General features: G+C 60.8%; 19 protein-coding genes. 3 read left to right on the forward strand and 16 right to left on the reverse strand.

The window, feature by feature from the left end; all coding sequences use genetic code 11:
* Window positions 1-15 precede the first annotated feature (15 nt).
* Together HMI60_RS12425 and HMI60_RS12430 are read right to left on the reverse strand one after the other, a co-directional pair.
* Window positions 16-810 (reverse strand): alpha/beta hydrolase, encoded by a 795-nt coding sequence (locus tag HMI60_RS12425; protein WP_039242038.1) that lies wholly within the window; start codon window positions 808-810, stop codon window positions 16-18.
* Between the two features lie 19 nt (window positions 811-829).
* Window positions 830-1,174 carry a hypothetical protein gene (locus tag HMI60_RS12430; RefSeq protein ID WP_018776334.1) on the reverse strand — a complete coding sequence of 115 codons (345 nt, stop codon included), beginning with the start codon at window positions 1,172-1,174 and terminating at the stop codon, window positions 830-832.
* A 49-nt stretch (window positions 1,175-1,223) separates the two neighbouring features.
* Between HMI60_RS12430 and nucS the strand changes: the two genes are divergently transcribed.
* The 3 genes from nucS (at window position 1,224) to HMI60_RS12445 (ending at window position 3,689) form a co-directional block, all read left to right on the forward strand.
* A complete protein-coding gene (gene nucS, locus HMI60_RS12435) occupies window positions 1,224-1,919 on the forward strand; it encodes an endonuclease NucS (protein WP_018776335.1) in 696 nt (231 codons plus the stop codon).
* A gap of 44 nt (window positions 1,920-1,963) precedes the next feature.
* Window positions 1,964-3,211, forward strand: a complete 1,248-nt coding sequence (locus HMI60_RS12440; RefSeq protein ID WP_018776336.1) for an N-acetylglucosamine-6-phosphate deacetylase — start codon at window positions 1,964-1,966, stop codon at window positions 3,209-3,211.
* A 274-nt stretch (window positions 3,212-3,485) separates the two neighbouring features.
* A complete protein-coding gene (locus HMI60_RS12445; RefSeq protein ID WP_018776337.1) occupies window positions 3,486-3,689 on the forward strand; it encodes a cold-shock protein in 204 nt (67 codons plus the stop codon).
* Window positions 3,690-3,886: 197 nt separating this feature from the next.
* Here HMI60_RS12445 and HMI60_RS12450 read toward each other — a convergent pair whose 3' ends face one another.
* The 14 genes from HMI60_RS12450 to HMI60_RS21270 form a co-directional block, all read right to left on the reverse strand.
* Window positions 3,887-6,403 carry a DUF2156 domain-containing protein gene (locus HMI60_RS12450; RefSeq protein WP_039242040.1) on the reverse strand — a complete coding sequence of 839 codons (2,517 nt, stop codon included), beginning with the start codon at window positions 6,401-6,403 and terminating at the stop codon, window positions 3,887-3,889.
* Window positions 6,385-7,683: an alpha/beta hydrolase family protein gene (locus HMI60_RS12455; RefSeq protein WP_193589743.1), complete on the reverse strand. Its 1,299-nt coding sequence runs from the start codon at window positions 7,681-7,683 to the stop codon at window positions 6,385-6,387. Before HMI60_RS12455 ends, HMI60_RS12450 begins: the two co-directional genes overlap by 19 nt.
* A 5-nt stretch (window positions 7,684-7,688) precedes the next feature.
* A complete protein-coding gene (locus HMI60_RS12460; RefSeq protein WP_018776340.1) occupies window positions 7,689-8,120 on the reverse strand; it encodes a DUF2550 domain-containing protein in 432 nt (143 codons plus the stop codon).
* Between the two features lie 10 nt (window positions 8,121-8,130).
* A complete protein-coding gene (locus HMI60_RS12465) occupies window positions 8,131-8,415 on the reverse strand; it encodes a F0F1 ATP synthase subunit epsilon (RefSeq protein ID WP_018776341.1) in 285 nt (94 codons plus the stop codon).
* Between the two features lies 1 nt (window position 8,416).
* The gene (atpD, locus tag HMI60_RS12470) at window positions 8,417-9,868 is read right to left on the reverse strand and encodes a F0F1 ATP synthase subunit beta (RefSeq protein ID WP_014922173.1); all 1,452 of its coding nucleotides are present in this window, start codon (window positions 9,866-9,868) and stop codon (window positions 8,417-8,419) included.
* Window positions 9,869-9,951: 83 nt separating this feature from the next.
* Window positions 9,952-10,842, reverse strand: a complete 891-nt coding sequence (locus HMI60_RS12475) for a F0F1 ATP synthase subunit gamma (RefSeq protein WP_018776342.1) — start codon at window positions 10,840-10,842, stop codon at window positions 9,952-9,954.
* A gap of 76 nt (window positions 10,843-10,918) precedes the next feature.
* Window positions 10,919-12,556, reverse strand: a complete 1,638-nt coding sequence (gene atpA / locus HMI60_RS12480; protein ID WP_011775259.1) for a F0F1 ATP synthase subunit alpha — start codon at window positions 12,554-12,556, stop codon at window positions 10,919-10,921.
* An 85-nt stretch (window positions 12,557-12,641) separates the two neighbouring features.
* Window positions 12,642-13,469, reverse strand: a complete 828-nt coding sequence (locus HMI60_RS12485) for a F0F1 ATP synthase subunit delta (protein ID WP_018776343.1) — start codon at window positions 13,467-13,469, stop codon at window positions 12,642-12,644.
* Window positions 13,469-14,023 carry a F0F1 ATP synthase subunit B gene (locus tag HMI60_RS12490; protein ID WP_018776344.1) on the reverse strand — a complete coding sequence of 185 codons (555 nt, stop codon included), beginning with the start codon at window positions 14,021-14,023 and terminating at the stop codon, window positions 13,469-13,471. Before HMI60_RS12490 ends, HMI60_RS12485 begins: the two co-directional genes overlap by 1 nt.
* 55 nt (window positions 14,024-14,078) lie before the next feature.
* A complete protein-coding gene (atpE, locus tag HMI60_RS12495) occupies window positions 14,079-14,282 on the reverse strand; it encodes an ATP synthase F0 subunit C (RefSeq protein WP_018776345.1) in 204 nt (67 codons plus the stop codon).
* 80 nt (window positions 14,283-14,362) lie between these two features.
* The gene (gene atpB, locus HMI60_RS12500) at window positions 14,363-15,163 is read right to left on the reverse strand and encodes a F0F1 ATP synthase subunit A (protein ID WP_026266929.1); all 801 of its coding nucleotides are present in this window, start codon (window positions 15,161-15,163) and stop codon (window positions 14,363-14,365) included.
* A gap of 81 nt (window positions 15,164-15,244) precedes the next feature.
* Window positions 15,245-15,550 (reverse strand): hypothetical protein, encoded by a 306-nt coding sequence (locus tag HMI60_RS12505; RefSeq protein ID WP_079580533.1) that lies wholly within the window; start codon window positions 15,548-15,550, stop codon window positions 15,245-15,247.
* Window positions 15,543-16,028 (reverse strand): hypothetical protein, encoded by a 486-nt coding sequence (locus HMI60_RS12510; protein WP_018776347.1) that lies wholly within the window; start codon window positions 16,026-16,028, stop codon window positions 15,543-15,545. The genes HMI60_RS12505 and HMI60_RS12510 overlap by 8 nt, the downstream gene beginning before the upstream one ends.
* A gap of 338 nt (window positions 16,029-16,366) precedes the next feature.
* Window positions 16,367-16,699 (reverse strand): DUF6355 family natural product biosynthesis protein, encoded by a 333-nt coding sequence (locus HMI60_RS21270; RefSeq protein WP_220034246.1) that lies wholly within the window; start codon window positions 16,697-16,699, stop codon window positions 16,367-16,369.
* Between the last annotated feature and the right edge of the window lie 156 nt (window positions 16,700-16,855).

Raw genomic sequence — 16,855 nt, forward strand, 5'->3', positions numbered from 1 at the left:
GCACTCGCCACCGGATCAGGCATTGGCCACCGACCCCGCCCACTCACGCGGCAGTCCCTGTGCGCCGGCACCCGCCGGCGTGACGTCGTCGACGATCTCATCAAGGACGCGCGCCGCGTACTTTTCGCCCACCCAAAGGTGCTTGGCTCCGTCGACGCCAACAACCCGGGCCTGCGGCACCAGGCTGAACCGGCCGGCAGCCTCTTCCGGCTGCAGGTAGTCATCATGCTCAGGCACCAGGACCGTCAGCGGCTTGCCGGACTCCGCCCATTCCTTGAGGTGCACATCCGTGGCCCGATGCAGCGGCGGGGACAACAGGACCGCGCCTTCGATCCGGCTTGCCACCGGCTCTACCGCTCCATACATCAGCGCCAGTTCCGTCCCGAAAGACCACCCCACCAGCCAGCGGTTCGGCAGGCCGCGTTCAACGGCGAAACGCACGGCCGCCTCGACGTCGTACCGCTCACCTACGCCTTCTTCGAACTGTCCCTCACTTGTCCCGCGCGGAGATGATGTGCCACGGGTGTTGAAGCGAAGCACCGCGACGCCGGCCAAGGCAGGAAGCCTGTAGGAAGCCTTGCGGTAGACGTGGGAATCCATGAAGCCACCGTGCGTCGGCAACGGATGCAGCGTTATCAGCGTGGCCGTGATCTCCCCTGATTCCGGCAGGGCGAGCTCGCCCAGCAGGACCTTGCCGTCCTCGGTGGTGAATGCCACATTCTCGCGTTTGGCGGGAAGAACCGTTGAAGCACGGATCTCCGATGGCGCGTCCTGTGGGGTGAAAACGAACGAGGCGGGATCGAAAGTCATGCATCCAAGCCTAAGCGCATCAGCGGTAGCGGTACGTCCGGGTAGTCCAGCAATTGGTGTGCCAGTGGCGGCGCTCAGCCAACCCCGCGGCCTGGCCGAAGAGGTGGTTGTCGGACCACACCACCAGGTGGGCGATTCCCGGCAGGATCGCCGTTGAACAACCCGGGCAGATGTACTGCTTTTCCGCCTTCCTGGCCGTCATGGTCCGCACCATCCAGTCACCATCCGGAGCACTTTCGCGCCGGGCGATCCCCGCTCTGGCCCGCTCAAGATCGAGCTCCGGCACCGGTTCCGCCCATTTGCCTCCACCGCTGCCGGGACGTGGGCCGGACGCGTTGCGGCGGGGACGGTTGGAGCGGGGCATACCTCCATTCTGCCCCAGGCAACCGGGCATACGCGGTAATGTGGGGCGGGTGCGACTCGTCATAGCCCGTTGTTCTGTTGATTACGTTGGCCGCCTGAAGGCCCACCTCCCCCTCGCCACCCGGCTGTTGCTGGTCAAGGCGGACGGCTCGGTGCTGGTGCACTCCGACGGCGGCTCCTACAAGCCGCTGAACTGGATGAGCCCGCCTGCCACACTGCGGGTGACTACCCCCGAGGAAACCGAGGTGGAAGAGGGAGTAGTGGAGCAATGGACGGTGCAGTCAGCCAAGACCGATGACCGCCTCATCATCAATATCTACGAACAACTCCACGACACCTCTCATGACCTAGGCACCGACCCGGGACTGATCAAGGATGGAGTCGAAGCGGACCTGCAGCGCCTCCTGGCCGAACAGATCGAGACCCTCGGTGCCGGTTACTCGCTGATCCGCCGCGAATACTTCACGGCGATCGGCCCCGTGGACATCCTTGCCCGCGACGCCTCCGGCGCCACAGTCGCCGTCGAACTCAAACGCCGCGGCGACATCGACGGCGTTGAGCAGCTCACCCGGTACCTGGAATTGCTCAACCGGGATCCTTTGCTGGCACCGGTCCGTGGCATTTTCGCCGCCCAGCAGATCAAGCCGCAGGCGAAAGTCCTCGCCAATGACCGCGGCATCGATTGCGTGACGCTCGATTATGACGCCATGCGCGGTGTGGATGACAGCGAGTCCCGCCTCTTCTGAGGACGCCTCGGGCTGAGTGTGCCCCGGGCCACTAGAATCGGAACATGACTGCCGCACCCCGTTTTGCCACATCGTCCGCGCCAAGCCACCAGATCATCAAAGGAACGCTGGTCAGCGACGGCGAGGTGGTGGAAGACGGCCTGCTGGCCATCGACGGGGACCGGATTGCCTACGCCGGCCCTGCTGATGCCTTTGACCAGGAAGCCTTCGAAGGTTTCGAAGGGGCCATACGCCTGGGAGTTCCCAGCGGCAGCTACCTCATCCCCGGACTGGTTGACGTCCACTGCCACGGCGGCAACGGCGGCGACTTTCCGAGCGGCGAGGAAGTTGCGGCCCGCAAGGCAATCGAGTTCCTGCACCGTTCGGGAACCACCACGTTCCTTGCCAGCATGGTCACCGCTCCACGGGAGGACCTCCTGCGTGGCATCGAGCTTTTCGTGAAGCTCGCAGAGGAAGGGTTGGTCGCCGGAATCCATCTCGAGGGTCCGTTCCTCTCCCACGCTCGCTGCGGAGCCCAGAACCCGGACTACCTGCTCGAGCCCGACCTGGAACTCATGGATGAGTTGGTGGCCGCTGCGGCCGGCAAGCTCGCCACCATGACATACGCCCCGGAACTCCCCGGCGCGGCCGCACTGGTGGACCTCATGACTTCCCATGGCGTGACGCCTTCCTTGGGGCACACGGACTGTGACGACGCCACCGCCACGGCGTCGTTGGCCGCCGCCCGCGAAGGGCTTGAGTCGGCAGGTTTCGACGGCGTGAGTTCACTCCCGACCGTCACCCACCTTTTCAATGGGATGCCTCCGATGCATCACCGCGCGCCAGGACCCGTGGCTGCGTGCCTTCGCATGGCGCAGGAGGGCAAAGCCGTGGTCGAACTGATCGCCGATGGGACGCATCTGGCCCCCAGCATGGTGGCCACCGTCTTCCAGCTGGTCGGTGCGGCCAACGTTGTCCTGGTGACCGACTCCATGGCGGCGGCCGGCCTTTCCGACGGCAGCTACATGCTTGGCCCGTCCCCGGTCACGGTCAGCAGCGGCGTAGCCACGCTCGATGCCACCGGTTCGATCGCGGGGGGCACCGCTACGCTCCTGGACGTTGTCCGCAAAACGGTGGCCGCCGGCGTCGCCCTTCCTGATGTCGTCTGTTCCGCCACCGCAGTGCCGGCCGCGGTCCTGGGCCTTTCGGATGAAATTGGCGGGCTGCGGCGCGGACTGCGTGCCGATGTTGTTGTCACCAATGAGGACCTTGAACTGACCCGTGTGATGCGCAACGGGCAATGGTTGTCTTAGAGAAGTCAGGGGTAATTGCAGGCAACCATGCGTTACCTTCTTTTTACCTAAATTTTTCTCAAATACGCCTAAAGACCGTTGACCTCCGGCAGAGCACATGAAAGTGTTGTAGCAGTCTTTGTGTAGGTGGTTTTCATGCTCGCAAGACGAGTTGCGAGCGTGAAGCTCCTGCGAATCCGACCAGGTCCGCCTGGGAGGAATTCAGGTCTTCTCGCGGAGTAACAAGGCCGGTACGAAGTGTATCGGACTGAAGTTCCATAATGAGGAGATATACATGGCACTGGGAACCGTAAAGTGGTTCAACGCTGAAAAGGGCTTCGGCTTCATCACCCCGGACGACTCGGATGGGGACGTTTTCGTTCACTACTCCGAGATCCAGACCGGTGGTTTCAAGACCCTCGATGAGAACCAGCGCGTTCAGTTCGAGATCGGCCAGGGCGCCAAGGGCCCCCAGGCCACCGGCGTTACCGTCGTCTAGTCTTAACCGTTGATTTCTGCTTCCCGCAGAAACGACAAACAGGTTGGCCCTGGCTTTCGAGCCGGGGCCAACCTGTTTAAATCCGGGTTCAACGGCATAAGGCAGTTCAATAGCCCGCCGCGGGGTCCCATTACGACAGTGACTGTTACTAAACGTGAAGAAAGCGAAGAAAGGGCAACGATAAAAGGATTGACAATTCAACCAACCAATGTCCGGAGCAGCCTGGCGGAATGTCGAACCGACAGCCCGGGAAGGTATGCCCGGCTGAGTGCCCGTCCCATTGCCGGCAGGTGCAGCGGGTCCTGGTAATACATGTACAGCGTCCGGTACTCAGGTTGGAATCGTGACTTAAAGGACGCAAGGGACCGAAACCCATAAACGGGCTCCAATGCCTGACCCACGACATCCAGCAGACCCGCCAGGCCTTTGGCCTGCTGTTCGATCTCACCCTTTTCCCGGGCAAGCGGCGAGCCCGACAGGGAGATGACTTCCACTGAATCGCGCAAGTGGAGGACAGCCGAGGCGATGAGGAATTCCATCACCCCGGGGAAGGCATCGCCGCGCCGTCGCATGAAGTCCAGAGTCCAGCTGACGATCTTCCCGTCTTCGAAAACCGGCAGCCAACTGGTTACGCCATGGACATGGCCGGCGTCATCCACCGCTACGCCGCAGAGGACCTCATCGTCCTCGAGCTCATCCAGGCCTCCCAATGTGAAGCCCATTTCCGGGATCTTCTTTTGGGCCGCCCATTCCTCGGACACCTCACTGATCTGCGTGCGTATGCCATTGGGCAGCTCAGAGAACCTGCTCCAGCGTGCCGAAATGCCCAACTTCGCCGCTCGGTTCAGGGAGGTCCGGACGTTCTGCCATTCCTTGCCGCGGAATTCCAGGCCCCTGATCCGCAACCGGGTTTCCTGGGCGACCGCCACCCGGCGGAAGCCCCGTGCCTCCAGCATGGGCCACAGCTCATCGGTGCAGGAATAAAGGCAGGGGATCAGAGCATGCTGCGAGCAGTACTCCAGGAAGCCGCCGGCTGTTTCCACATGCTTCCCGGCCGGCCCGAAAGGACCGGCCATCGTCAGGGCCACGTGCCCGTGTTGCTGGTAGGCCACTCCCCCGGTCCCGTCCGGTGCGAACCAGTACTTGTTCGGCTCCCACAGCGCCATCCACGACAATGAGTCGCCCCCGGACTTCACTAGGTGACGGGCCTGCCAACGCGCCTCGTGGTCACGGCCTCCCGTATGGTTCCCTCGGATGAAAAGGACCCATACCCCAACCAGCGCGACCAGCCAGAAGACAGTGCCGGAATAGGAGAACAGGAACACTTCCAGCACGTCACGCTCGGCGAAGACCTTCCGGTAAGCCCCCGGAAGCGGAACAGGAAGATATTGCCTGGCAAGCTCCGAAGCCAAGCCGAGGAGGCCACCGTCCCGTGACATGCCCCCGGAGGAAAACCACACGATGCAATAGGCGAGACCAAGCCCGGCGCCGGTCAGGCCAACAGACCAGAACACCCTGCGCCGGAGACGGTGCGCGGAGACAACACGGAAGTGTCCCCGATAGGCGAACAACAGCACAGCGAGAATCAGGGGCACCAGCACCAGCGGGATGAGGTGCACTACGGCCGAGCTCATCATCCCTGAATGCGGACGGCCCTGTGGCCTTGGGATGGTGGCAAAAAGTCCCAGGTAGATGGCCGAAAGCACAACCACGAGCACCTGCACGCCTACCGCGATGCCCAGCGCGAGACGGCGTCCGCGCCTCATCCCGTCAGCGCAGATCAGCAGGAGCACCACAGGCACCACGGCCAACGCCAGTCCGAAGGGACCTGTGTAGCCTTGGCGTCCCAGCTCCAAACAGGAGACATCGATGCTGCCCCCGCAGTTGCTCTCAAGCTGGCCCAGTGTAGGTATCGGATTGAGGATGACATCCCGGAGCAAGGCCAACGGACCCGAAGGGCTTTTCGCAGCCGCGGTCACGATAGGACCCACCGCAAAAATTGCCATCGTCAGGGACAGCAGGTTCCGGACTTCCCTGCCTGTGGACCTGTGCAGGTGGAGATGCCCCTGGCTGCTTTGGGTCCACCAGCCCGCCGCCAAACCGATCAAGGCTCCGAGGAAGCCCACCACCGTTTCCGCGTGGCCCACGTACAACACAAGGAGCAAGGAAATTGACAGCACCACTGTCCGCAGGCGTCGTTGCCACAGCATGGGAAGGAGCGCGCTGGCCGCCAAACACGTGGACAGGACTGCTGCATAGGGTCCGATCAGCCGGGTTTCGGCCATCCGGGCCAGCCAATCGTCGTCGAAGGCTTGCGCGACCTGCGTGACCAACAGAAATGCCGACACACTGGCAAACTGGCTGCCGAAAAATACAGCCGCGGTCTTGAACGAGCCGAAGCGCCGTTCGGCAAGCCCTAGAAGGAAGACGATCATCAGGACAGCAGTGACGTAAGCCAAGGGGTTGGTCGTGAAGAAGAGCGAGGTCCAAATCGACCACCACTCACCCGATTTGAGACCAGCCAGGCTGACGCCTGCCACCCGCAGCCAGGTGTCCGGAGGCCCCGTGACGAAGCTGCCGGAGATGATGGATAGCGCCACAAACAGCGCCAGGACGCCGACGGTGAAAGGGGTGCGCCGGACGTGCTGCGCGGCCTGCCGCAATGCAGGCAAGATGACCCCTCTGACAGCAAGGCTCACTTGCGCAGCCCCCAACGCGTGGCGAGGAAGTCCAGGCCACCCGGCATTCCGCGCACTACGGCGTCCCAGGAATGACCAGCGTTCCGGATGGTGTGCTCTTCGGTTTGGAAACCGGCGCTTGCGGCACTTTGGGCCAGTTCGTGCATGTAATTGGTGAACTCGTTGTCCGTTGCGCCGGCGGCGAAGTACACACCGCTGCCGGCAAAGGTGCGCTCCCCCATCAACGCCAAAGGCGTCCGGGATTCAAAAGCCGCGACGTCGCCGTCGAACGAGTCCGCAATGGTCTTGTTGCGGTCCTTGGCGAGGGCAGGCTCACGCTCCGCCGAGAAAGCCAGTACCGATGGAAAAATGTCCGGGTGTGCCGTGCCCATTTGCAGCGCACACGTCCCGCCGAAGGAGAATCCGCCCACAGCCCACTGCTTGTGGTCCGTGGAAACGTCAAGGTTCTCGGAAATCCAGGCTGGAACGTCCTTCGAAAGGTATGTGTCTGCAGGGGCTATCCGGCTGTCCATGCACATGGTGTTGGCGCTGCCGGACCCGTTGGGATCCACCACCACGGTTACCGGTGAAATGCCCTGATGGGCTTCAGCGAACCGGTCCATTTGTGCCCGCAGCTGACCGCCCGTCAACCAGTCCGCAGGGCCACCGGGTTGACCGGAAAAAAGGACCAGGACGGGAAGGACAGGCCGTGGGGTGGTCTGATATGCCGGCGGAAAGTAGATATACGCTTCGCGGGCACTGAAGCCCGACACAGATCCGGGAATCGCGGCCTTACGCAGAATGCCGTTGGACGGCATGGACTCAGGTGCCTTCCATGCCGAAGCCAAGGGACCGGGCGTGGAACCGGGAGAACGCTTGAGGCTCTGCTCCAGCGGTTGGATGCGTGCAACAGCGGTGCCCAGGAGGTCGGCCACCGTATTGTTCAACCCGAAATACAGATTGACTTGGACAGCGCTGAGCAAGATGACCCCAAGCATCGCCAGGGTACTGAACCCGCGACCCTTCCAGGAATTACGCGGAAAACGTGCGGCACAGAGCAGGACGGCCGCAACTGCCGGGACGGACCAGGCCACCGTCTCGAACGGGAGGTTCTCTGAAAACGCGGCCAGCACGTCCACGAGGATCCAGTGGACCAAAGTCACCAGGCCGATGGAAGCCAACAGGGAGGCGGGAACAAGCAAAAACCAGGACCGCTTCCGCCGCCACAGCAGGTAGGCTGCCCCTGCCACGCCGCAAACGATGCTGAACCACAGAAACGGGCCACTGACGAGGCTGACGTCCAACAGGAAGTCCATAACGCCTAACGCCAGGTTCCGACGCCGATAACCGGCCCGGCCTCCAGCCAGGAGGACAGCCCGGCATAGGCATCGAAGTTCATCGCAAGCATGAACTTCTTGCCTTCGTACTGCAGTTCAACCACTACGACCCCGGGCTGGACTTTGACGAGCTCGTCCTCAGTCGGTTGGCGGCGCCCGAGGAGCTCCAGTGAACTGCGTTTGAACTTATGTTTGGGCACCACACTCAGCGACATCAGGCGGAACCACTCGAGATCATTGTCCTGATAACGACAAACCCCCATCTGCCAGCTGTTTCCAGCCGTGCAAATGGAGGCGTCGATCGTGCCGAGGGCGCGCCGCAGATTGAAGCGGCGCACCCCCAAAAGGCACAGTGAAATGATCAGCAACGTGAACGCTGTTGCCAAGGCGATGAACGGAATGAGGGAATCGTCCATCAAGGTCGTGCTATCGGATCCCCGCTGTAGCCGCTTCGCCCAGTTTGGCGTTGTCAGCAACAATGACCACGCGATCGTTGTCCACGGAGAAGAACCCACCGTCAACAACTACAGCGATCCGGTCACCGGAAACCGGCTGGATTGCCAGCTCGCCCTCGGCCATGATGGCCAAAAGGGGCGAGTGGCCCGGCAGGATTCCGATTTCACCATCGCTGGTGCGGGCCTTCACCATCTTGGCCGCTCCGGACCACACGAAGTGGTCCGCCGCGACAATCTCAACCTCGAGCTCAGCCATACTACTTGGTCTGTTCCTGGATCTTGGCCCAGTTGCGCTCGACGTCATCCAGGCCGCCGACGTTGAAGAACGCCTGCTCTGCGATGTGGTCCAGCTCGCCGTCGCAGATGGCGGTGAAGCCTTCGACGGTGTCCTTGATGGACACGGTGGAGCCTTCGACGCCGGTGAACTGCTTGGCGGTGTAGGTGTTCTGGGAGAGGAACTGCTGGATACGGCGTGCACGCGACACGACGATCTTGTCCTCTTCCGACAGTTCGTCAACACCGAGGATGGCGATGATGTCCTGGAGTTCCTTGTTCTTCTGCAGGATCTGCTTAACACGGACAGCCGTGTTGTAGTGGTCCTTGCCGATGTACTGGGGATCCAGGATACGGGAGGTCGACGTCAGCGGGTCAACGGCCGGGTACAGACCACGGGAGGCGATTTCACGGGAAAGTTCCGTGGTCGCGTCGAGGTGTGCGAAGGTCGTGGCCGGAGCCGGGTCGGTGTAGTCATCAGCCGGCACGTAGATGGCCTGCATCGACGTGATGGAGTGACCCTTGGTGGAGGTGATGCGCTCCTGGAGCAGACCCATCTCATCAGCAAGGTTCGGCTGGTAGCCCACGGCGGACGGCATACGGCCGAGCAGCGTGGAAACTTCCGAACCTGCCTGCGTGAAGCGGAAGATGTTGTCGATGAAGAGCAGCACGTCCTGGTTCTGGACATCGCGGAAGTATTCCGCCATTGTGAGCGCGGACAGGGCCACGCGCAGACGCGTTCCCGGCGGCTCATCCATCTGGCCGAAGACAAGGGCGGTGTCCTTGAGGACGCCGGCCTCTTCCATTTCAACCCAGAGGTCGTTACCTTCACGGGTACGCTCGCCGACACCGGCGAATACGGAAGTACCACCGAAGTTGCGGGCAACACGGGTGATCATTTCCTGGATCAGAACGGTCTTGCCCACGCCGGCGCCGCCGAAGAGGCCGATCTTTCCACCCTTGATGTACGGGGTGAGAAGGTCGATGACCTTGATGCCGGTCTCGAGCATCTCCGTGGAGCCCTCGAGGGAAGCAAAGCTCGGAGCCTTGCGGTGGATCGGCCAGTAAGCGTCGGCCTTGATCTCGGACTCTTCAACGTCCAGCGGCTTGCCGAGTACGTTGAAGATGTGGCCCTTGACGCCGTCGCCAACGGGCACGGAGATCGGAGCGCCGGAGTCCTGGACGGTGGTGCCGCGGACGAGTCCGTCGGTAGCCTGCAGGGAGATGGCGCGGACGAGGTTGTCACCCAGGTGCTGGGAAGTCTCGAACGTGATGGTCTTGGTCTGACCGTTGAGAGTAATCTCGGTGGTCAGAGCGTTGTAAATCGAGGGGATTGCGTCAGCCGGGAATTCGACGTCGACAACCGGACCAATAACACGGGCAATGCGGCCGGTGGCACCGGCCGTTGCTACGTGTTCGGTAGCAGTGGCAGTCATCTCTCTCACTTCACTCAGTAGATGGCGTGGGTTAAGTTTATCTGTTTGTTGCAGGTGCGGCTTCGAGCCGAATCCGTTGCAGGCTAGGACGCGAGAGCGTCGGCGCCGGCCACGATTTCGGAAAGCTCCTGCGTAATCTCGGCCTGGCGGGCCGTGTTGCGAAGGCGCGTGTACTTCTTGATCAGATCCGTCGCGTTGTCACCGGCCGACTTCATTGCACGCTGGCGGGCTGCGAGCTCGGAAGCTGCTGCCTGCAGCATGGCTGCGAAGATGCGGGACTCGATGTAACGCGGAAGCAGTGCGTCAAGCACCTGCTCTGTTTCCGGTTCAAACTCGTACAACGGCAACAGCTCGGACTCCGAGGTTGCTTCCTCTTCGACGACCTCCAGCGGAAGCAGACGGATAACCGTCGGTTCCTGCGTCACCATGGACTTGAAGCGGGTGTAGACAACGTGGATTTCATCCACGCCACCCTCTTCGAAATCAGTGGAGAAGTCTTCGAGAAGTGCAGCTCCGACTTCCTGCGCGGTTTCGAATTCCGGTGCGTCCGTGCCACCGGTCCATACGCGGGCGTAGGACCGATTGCGGAAATCGAAGTACGCCTGAGCCTTGCGGCCAACCAAGTACGCCTTGACTTCCTTGCCTTCTGCGTGAAGAAGCTCGAAGAGACCTTCAGCCTGCTTGAGCACGCTCGCCGAGTAGGATCCTGCAAGGCCACGGTCCGATGTAACGATCAGGACTGCGGCGCGGCGGATCTGCTCCGGTTCGGTGGTCAGCGGGTGGTCGATTTCGCTCTGAGTTGCGACAGCAGAAACGGCGCGGGTAATCGCGTTCGCGTAAGGCAGTGAAGCTGCTACGCGGGCGCGGGCCTTACCGATGCGCGAGGTAGCGATCAGTTCCATCGCCTTGAAGATCTTGCGCATCGACGTCGTCGAGCTGATCTTCTGACGGTAGACCCGAATCTGGGCTCCCATACTTATCCTTTCCTAAGTTCCCGATGTGCTGCCCTGCCGGGGCCCTTTCGGACCCCGGCAGAGCAGGTTATCGAAACTAGCGCTTCTGCTTGACGATCTTTTCCTGGTCGACGTCGCCGCCGGAGATCGCTGCGTGCTCTTCGTGGCCAGCGCCAACCAAGTGGTTGTCGCCTTCGCCGAAGAAGCCCTTCTTGAAGGACACAATGGCTTCCTTCAAAGCTGCAGCGGTGTCGTCATCCAGGACGTTGGTCTGGGCCAGCGTGGTCAGGATGGAGGACTTGTGCGTGAGGTGCTCCAGGAACTCGGACTCGAAGCGGCTGATGTCCTCAACCGGAACGTCGTCCAAGTAGCCGTTGGTGCCGGCCCAGATGGAAACAACCTGATTCTCGACAGGGAACGGCGAGTACTGGCCCTGCTTCAGCAGTTCCATGAGGCGTGCACCACGGGTCAGCTGCTGACGGGAAGCAGCATCCAGGTCCGAGGCGAACATGGCGAATGCCTGCATGTCGCGGTACTGGGCCAGGTCCAGCTTCAAGGTACCGGAGACCTTCTTCATGGACTTGACCTGTGCAGCGCCACCAACGCGGGAGACGGACACACCAACGTCAACAGCGGGGCGCTGGTTGGCGTTGAAGAGGTCCGACTGGAGGAAGATCTGACCATCGGTAATGGAGATCACGTTGGTCGGGATGTAAGCGGAGACGTCGTTTGCCTTGGTCTCGACGATCGGAAGACCGGTCATCGAACCTGCACCGAGCTCGTCGGAGAGCTTGGCACAACGCTCCAGCAGACGGGAGTGCAAGTAGAAAACGTCACCCGGGTATGCTTCGCGTCCCGGCGGACGACGCAGCAGAAGGGACACGGCGCGGTAGGCTTCGGCCTGCTTGGACAGGTCATCGAAGATCACCAGAACGTGCTTGCCGCCGTACATCCAGTGCTGGCCGATGGCCGAACCTGCATACGGCGCCAGGTACTTGAAGCCAGCAGGGTCGGACGCCGGGGACGCCACGATGGTGGTGTACTCCAGCGCGCCGTGGTCCTCGAGGGTCTGGCGGACGGCTGCGATGGTGGAAGCCTTCTGGCCAACACCGACGTAGACACAGCGAACCTGCTTGGTGACATCTCCGGAAGCCCAGTTGGCCTTCTGGTTGATGATGGTGTCGACGGCGATGGCCGTCTTACCGGTCTGGCGGTCACCGATGATCAGCTGACGCTGGCCACGGCCGATCGGGATCATGGCGTCGATAGCCTTGAGGCCGGTCTGCATCGGTTCGTGAACCGACTTGCGTTCGGTGACGCCCGGAGCCTGGAGTTCCAGTGCACGGGTGGCCTCGGCCTTGATCTCGCCGAGGTCGTCGATCGGCTGGCCCAAGGGGTCGACAACGCGACCCAGGAAGGCATCGCCAACCGGAACGGACAGGATTTCACCGGTGCGGTGAACTTCCTGGCCTTCTTCAATACCGGTGAAGTCACCGAGGATAATGACACCGATCTCGCGGACGTCAAGGTTCTGGGCCAGGCCCAGCGTGCCATCTTCGAAGCGAAGCAGCTCGTTCGCCATGACCGAGGGAAGACCCTCAACACGGGCGATGCCGTCACTTGCGGTGGTCACACGACCAACCTCTACGCGCTCTGCGTTACCGGGTTCGTAGGACGCCGCGAACTCGTTCAACGCATTACGGACGTCGTCGGCGTTGATGGTCAATTCGGCCATCTGCAGTCCCTGCTCTCCTGTTTTCGTGATCATCGTTGCTCACGATGACCGGGTTTTATATCAGTTAAGTTGTGCTTTGTCTTCGCTAGCCAGCGAGCTGACGGCGGAGTTCGCTGAGGCGGGCAACTACCGAAGCGTCGAGCACTTCGTCACCTACCTGGACACGGATTCCACCGATCAGTGCGGGGTCAACATTTACGTTGACCTTCAGTTCGCGGCTGTACAGGGCGTCAAGTCCGGTCTGCAGACGGCTGGCCTGCGTTTCCGTCAACGGACGGGTAACGCTGACAGTTGCAATCCAGCGCTGCTGACGCTTGGCTGCAAGCTTGGCGAATGACTCGACGAGCTTGCTCGGCTTGACACCGCGCGGCTGCGTAACTGCCTGGCTGATGAGAACCTTGGCTTCCTCGCTGCTGCCAGGAACAAGCTTCTCGGCCAATGCAATCTTCGCCGCGGGCGATGCCTGCGGCTCAGACAGAGCACGTTGTACTTCGTGGCTGGAGGCGACGGCCTGGTTGAAGGCAAACAGATCGTTTTCCAGCTCTTCCAGCCCCGTGATACCGGAGGCAGAAACGGCCGACTTGTTTTCAGCTACGGCAATGACCACCGTGGCGGCAAGCGTCTCGAGTGCATCGCCGATATCGCGGGCCGATGCCCAGCGTGAGCCGGCCAATCCACCTGCAATCTCAGCAGCATCAGCGGAGACTTTTCCGCCAACCAGCTGCTTGACCAGCGCCGACTTTTCGTCTCCTGAACGGGACGGGTCAGTCAGGGCGCGGCGCAAGCCAGCCGAGCTGTCCACCGTTCCCAGGATTCCGAAGAGGTCCTTAGCCAACTGCAGCGAAGCGAAGGGAAGCTTGGCTTCCAACTGCGCCAGCGCTGTGGTCAGCGATTCGCTCGATATACCTGCCATTATTTAGCTGCACCTGCGCTCTGGGTCTCCAGATCTGCCAGGAAGCGGTCCACGACGCGGGCGGCGCGCTCGTCGTCGGTGAGTGCTTCACCAACGATGCGGCCGGCCAGGGTGGTGGCCAGGGTGCCGACCTCGGAACGAAGCGAGACAACAGCTGCCTGGCGCTCCGATTCGATGGCGGCGTGTGCCTGCTCGGTGATGCGTGCAGACTCCGCTGCAGCCTTGGCCTTCAGGTCCGCGAGGATCTGGGCGCCTTCGGCGCGTGCTTCTTCGCGGATGCGGTTGGCCTCGGCCCGGGCGTCGGTGAGCTGCTGCTTGTATTCTTCAAGTGCAGCAGATGCCTCAGCCTGGGCCTTCTCAGCCTTGGCGATACCGCCTTCGATGGCTTCCGCCCGCTCTGCGAACGTCTTCTCGAACATCGGGACAACAAACTTGACCACGATGAACATGAGAACGGCAAAGCTGATTAGGACAACGCCCATTTCCCAAAGGTTGGGAGTGAGGGGGCTGACCTCTTCGCCCTCTGTGGCGGCTGAGATGATCAGCTGATTCATATTTCACCCGTCGTTTTCTACTCGGTTCTGGATGTTCGCTCGTTATGAAGTCTGGCTAGAGAACGAGCGCGAAGACCAGGCCGAGAATGGCGAGGGCTTCAGTCAGGGCGAGGCCCAAGAACGCGATGGGCTGCAGGACGCGCTGAGCTTCCGGCTGGCGTGCAACACCGTTGATGTATGCGGCGAACACGAGGCCAACACCGATACCACCGCCGATTGCGGACAGACCGTAACCTACGAGGTTGAGAGTGCCTTCCATTTTTCTTCCTTTCAAGATGCCAGCTCTGTGGCAGGTTGTTTGGGTTGCTTCATCCCCGCTGCGGGGGAAGTTGAGGGTGCCTAGTGGCTATCGGCGTGAAGCGCGCCTTCAATGTAGATAGCCGTCAACAGCGTAAAAACGTATGCCTGCAGCACCATAATCAGCGCCTCCAGCATGTACATGGCAATCGCGCCGACAAGGATCAACACCGATGTGCCCTGGAGCAGGATGTTCTCCTGGGAGATCAGGAATTCGATACCCGCGCCAGCGATCATGACGATCAGGTGTCCTGCCAGCATGGTTGCGAACAGACGAAGGCTGTGCGTAACGGGGCGGACGAGGAAGTTGGAGATGATCTCGATCGGAATGATCAGCGGCAGGATGTATGCCGGAACTCCAGAAGGAACCGTGGCCAACTTGAAGTAGCGCAGACCGTTCTTCTTGATGCCAATGGCAATCCACGTGATGTAGACGATGGCTGCCATCACATAGGTACCGCCTACGTGAGAGAAGGTAGGAAGCTGAATGTACGGAATTGCTCCGTAAATGTTGTTCACCAGGATGAAGAAGAACAAACTGAACAGCAGCGGGACGTACTTCATGAAGTCCCTGCCACCGATGATGTCCTTGGCGATGCTGTTCCTCACGAAGCCGTAGGCCATCTCGCCTGCGAACTGCAGCTTGCCAGGAACCAGCTGCTGCTTACGTGCAGCTATCACAAAGAAGGTAGCAATGATGACGACCGAAAGGATCACCAGCAGCATCTGCTTCGAGAATCCTTCTGCCGCACCCCACGGCAGGATTGCCGGCAAATGCATTTCGTTAATACCAGGAGGGGCAAACTCTCCTGAGTCTTTGGCCGGGAGCGCAAGCGCGATCAACGCGTTTCCTCTCTGCAGTGTCCATCATTGGGCGTTTGGTGGGTTCCTGCAGAAGCATGGCCTGCTGGTTCCCTTGTGAAATTATTTGGCATTGCTGGGACCGTCTTTGGACGGGCCGCTGGCAGCACGGTCGCCACCAGTTCGTTTTTTGCTGCCGGTGAGGCCATGCATGTAGGACAAGTAAAATCCTCCGAGAGCTCCAAGCAGAGCGCCTGCGAGCACAATCCAGCGGGTACCCCACAGATTATCCAGACCCCACCCTATCAAACTCCAGACGATGATTCCGCCAGTTATATAGCTGAATACGGCCATACCATCGTTGTAGCCCGCACCACCGCTACCCACTTCTTGACCGGCCCTTTGGCCGGATCGCTTTGGCTCAGACATCGCCGGTTCTTTCACTGGAGTTGGGGTCGTTGAAGGTTTGAAGGCGCGCCTTGCTGAAGCCATAGAGCTCAGCAGCCTGCCACATAACCACGGTCACAATGGCACCGATCACGAACCACCGCGAGTGCAGCCACTCAGGTCTGCCGATCGCGAAAAGTATTACGGCGAAACCGACGACCTTTACGAAGTATGTAGCAACGAACAAGCCAATGGCCCCGGAGGGATTATTTCGTCCTACGTAGTGGCCCACCAACAGACTGATGCCGAAGAACACCATCACCAGCAGTCCACCAAGAACCTCCGACAGAGCACCCGCTGGGCCGTCCATGAGGGCGGCCAAGGCAGCAGCAACGAGCAGACCTGCCGATCCCACAATGGTGCTGAGCTTTAGAAGATGCAGCCAAAGCGAGGGCGTGGCACCGGAAGCTTCAAGAGGACCATTGCCCGGCTCAGGCCCGGGCTCGGCGTTTGAAGCCATGGAGATCCCTATCGTCATCTGTAAAAGGGGAAGTGTGCAGCAATGCACTGCACCTGAATTCTACACGAGATAGAACAGGTGCAGGCCATGCCAGCAGTTTTCCACCTAATGGTCACCGCTGACACGCCAAGCCAACTGATGCCGAAGAGACTGACTCGCGCATCGCACGCCAGATGTTCACAGAGGCCAGTCTTCGCAGCCATGCACTCAATGCGCGGACGCCCTACCCTCGCGGAGTGTGGGATTCCCACCTCTTCAAATCACGCAAAAGAACCCGGTTCCAGCTAGCGCTGAAACCGGGTCCTCTTGTACTTCCAACCCTGATCGACTCCTGCTGGCTAGCAGGATCCAATGGCATAAATATTAATGATCGGATTCCACAACGGACTAGTAATTCCGTCGGTCACACCCGGGTTGAGGCACCTCGTGTCGCTGCCAACATTGTAGTCGAGCCGGACAAGCACCTTGCCCGAACCGCAGTGGTTGTAAGCCGACGTCTGACCCGCGATCCAGTAGCTGGTGCCTAGAAAGCCACACGCCGTAGCCGTAGTTGATGCCTGAGCTTCCACGGCACTTCCAGTTCCGGCTGAGGCCTGAGCAGACATAGGCGCCAACGCCACCGAACCCAAGGCCAGTGCCCCGACAGCGGCAATCTTTGCAAATCGTCCCATACTTTTGACTCCCCCAAATATCGATCCCGAGTTGCAGGATCACCGAATGCCCATCGCTTGACATCACTTTTACATCATTTGCAATGGACTTGACTGCACCATAGTCACAGGCTTGTCACAAGTTGTCAAACAATGGGAACGCTGCAGACCCTGTTG

The sequence above is a fragment of the Paenarthrobacter sp. YJN-D genome (assembly GCF_015040335.1).
Taxonomy (GTDB): Bacteria; Actinomycetota; Actinomycetes; order Actinomycetales; family Micrococcaceae; genus Arthrobacter; species Arthrobacter nicotinovorans.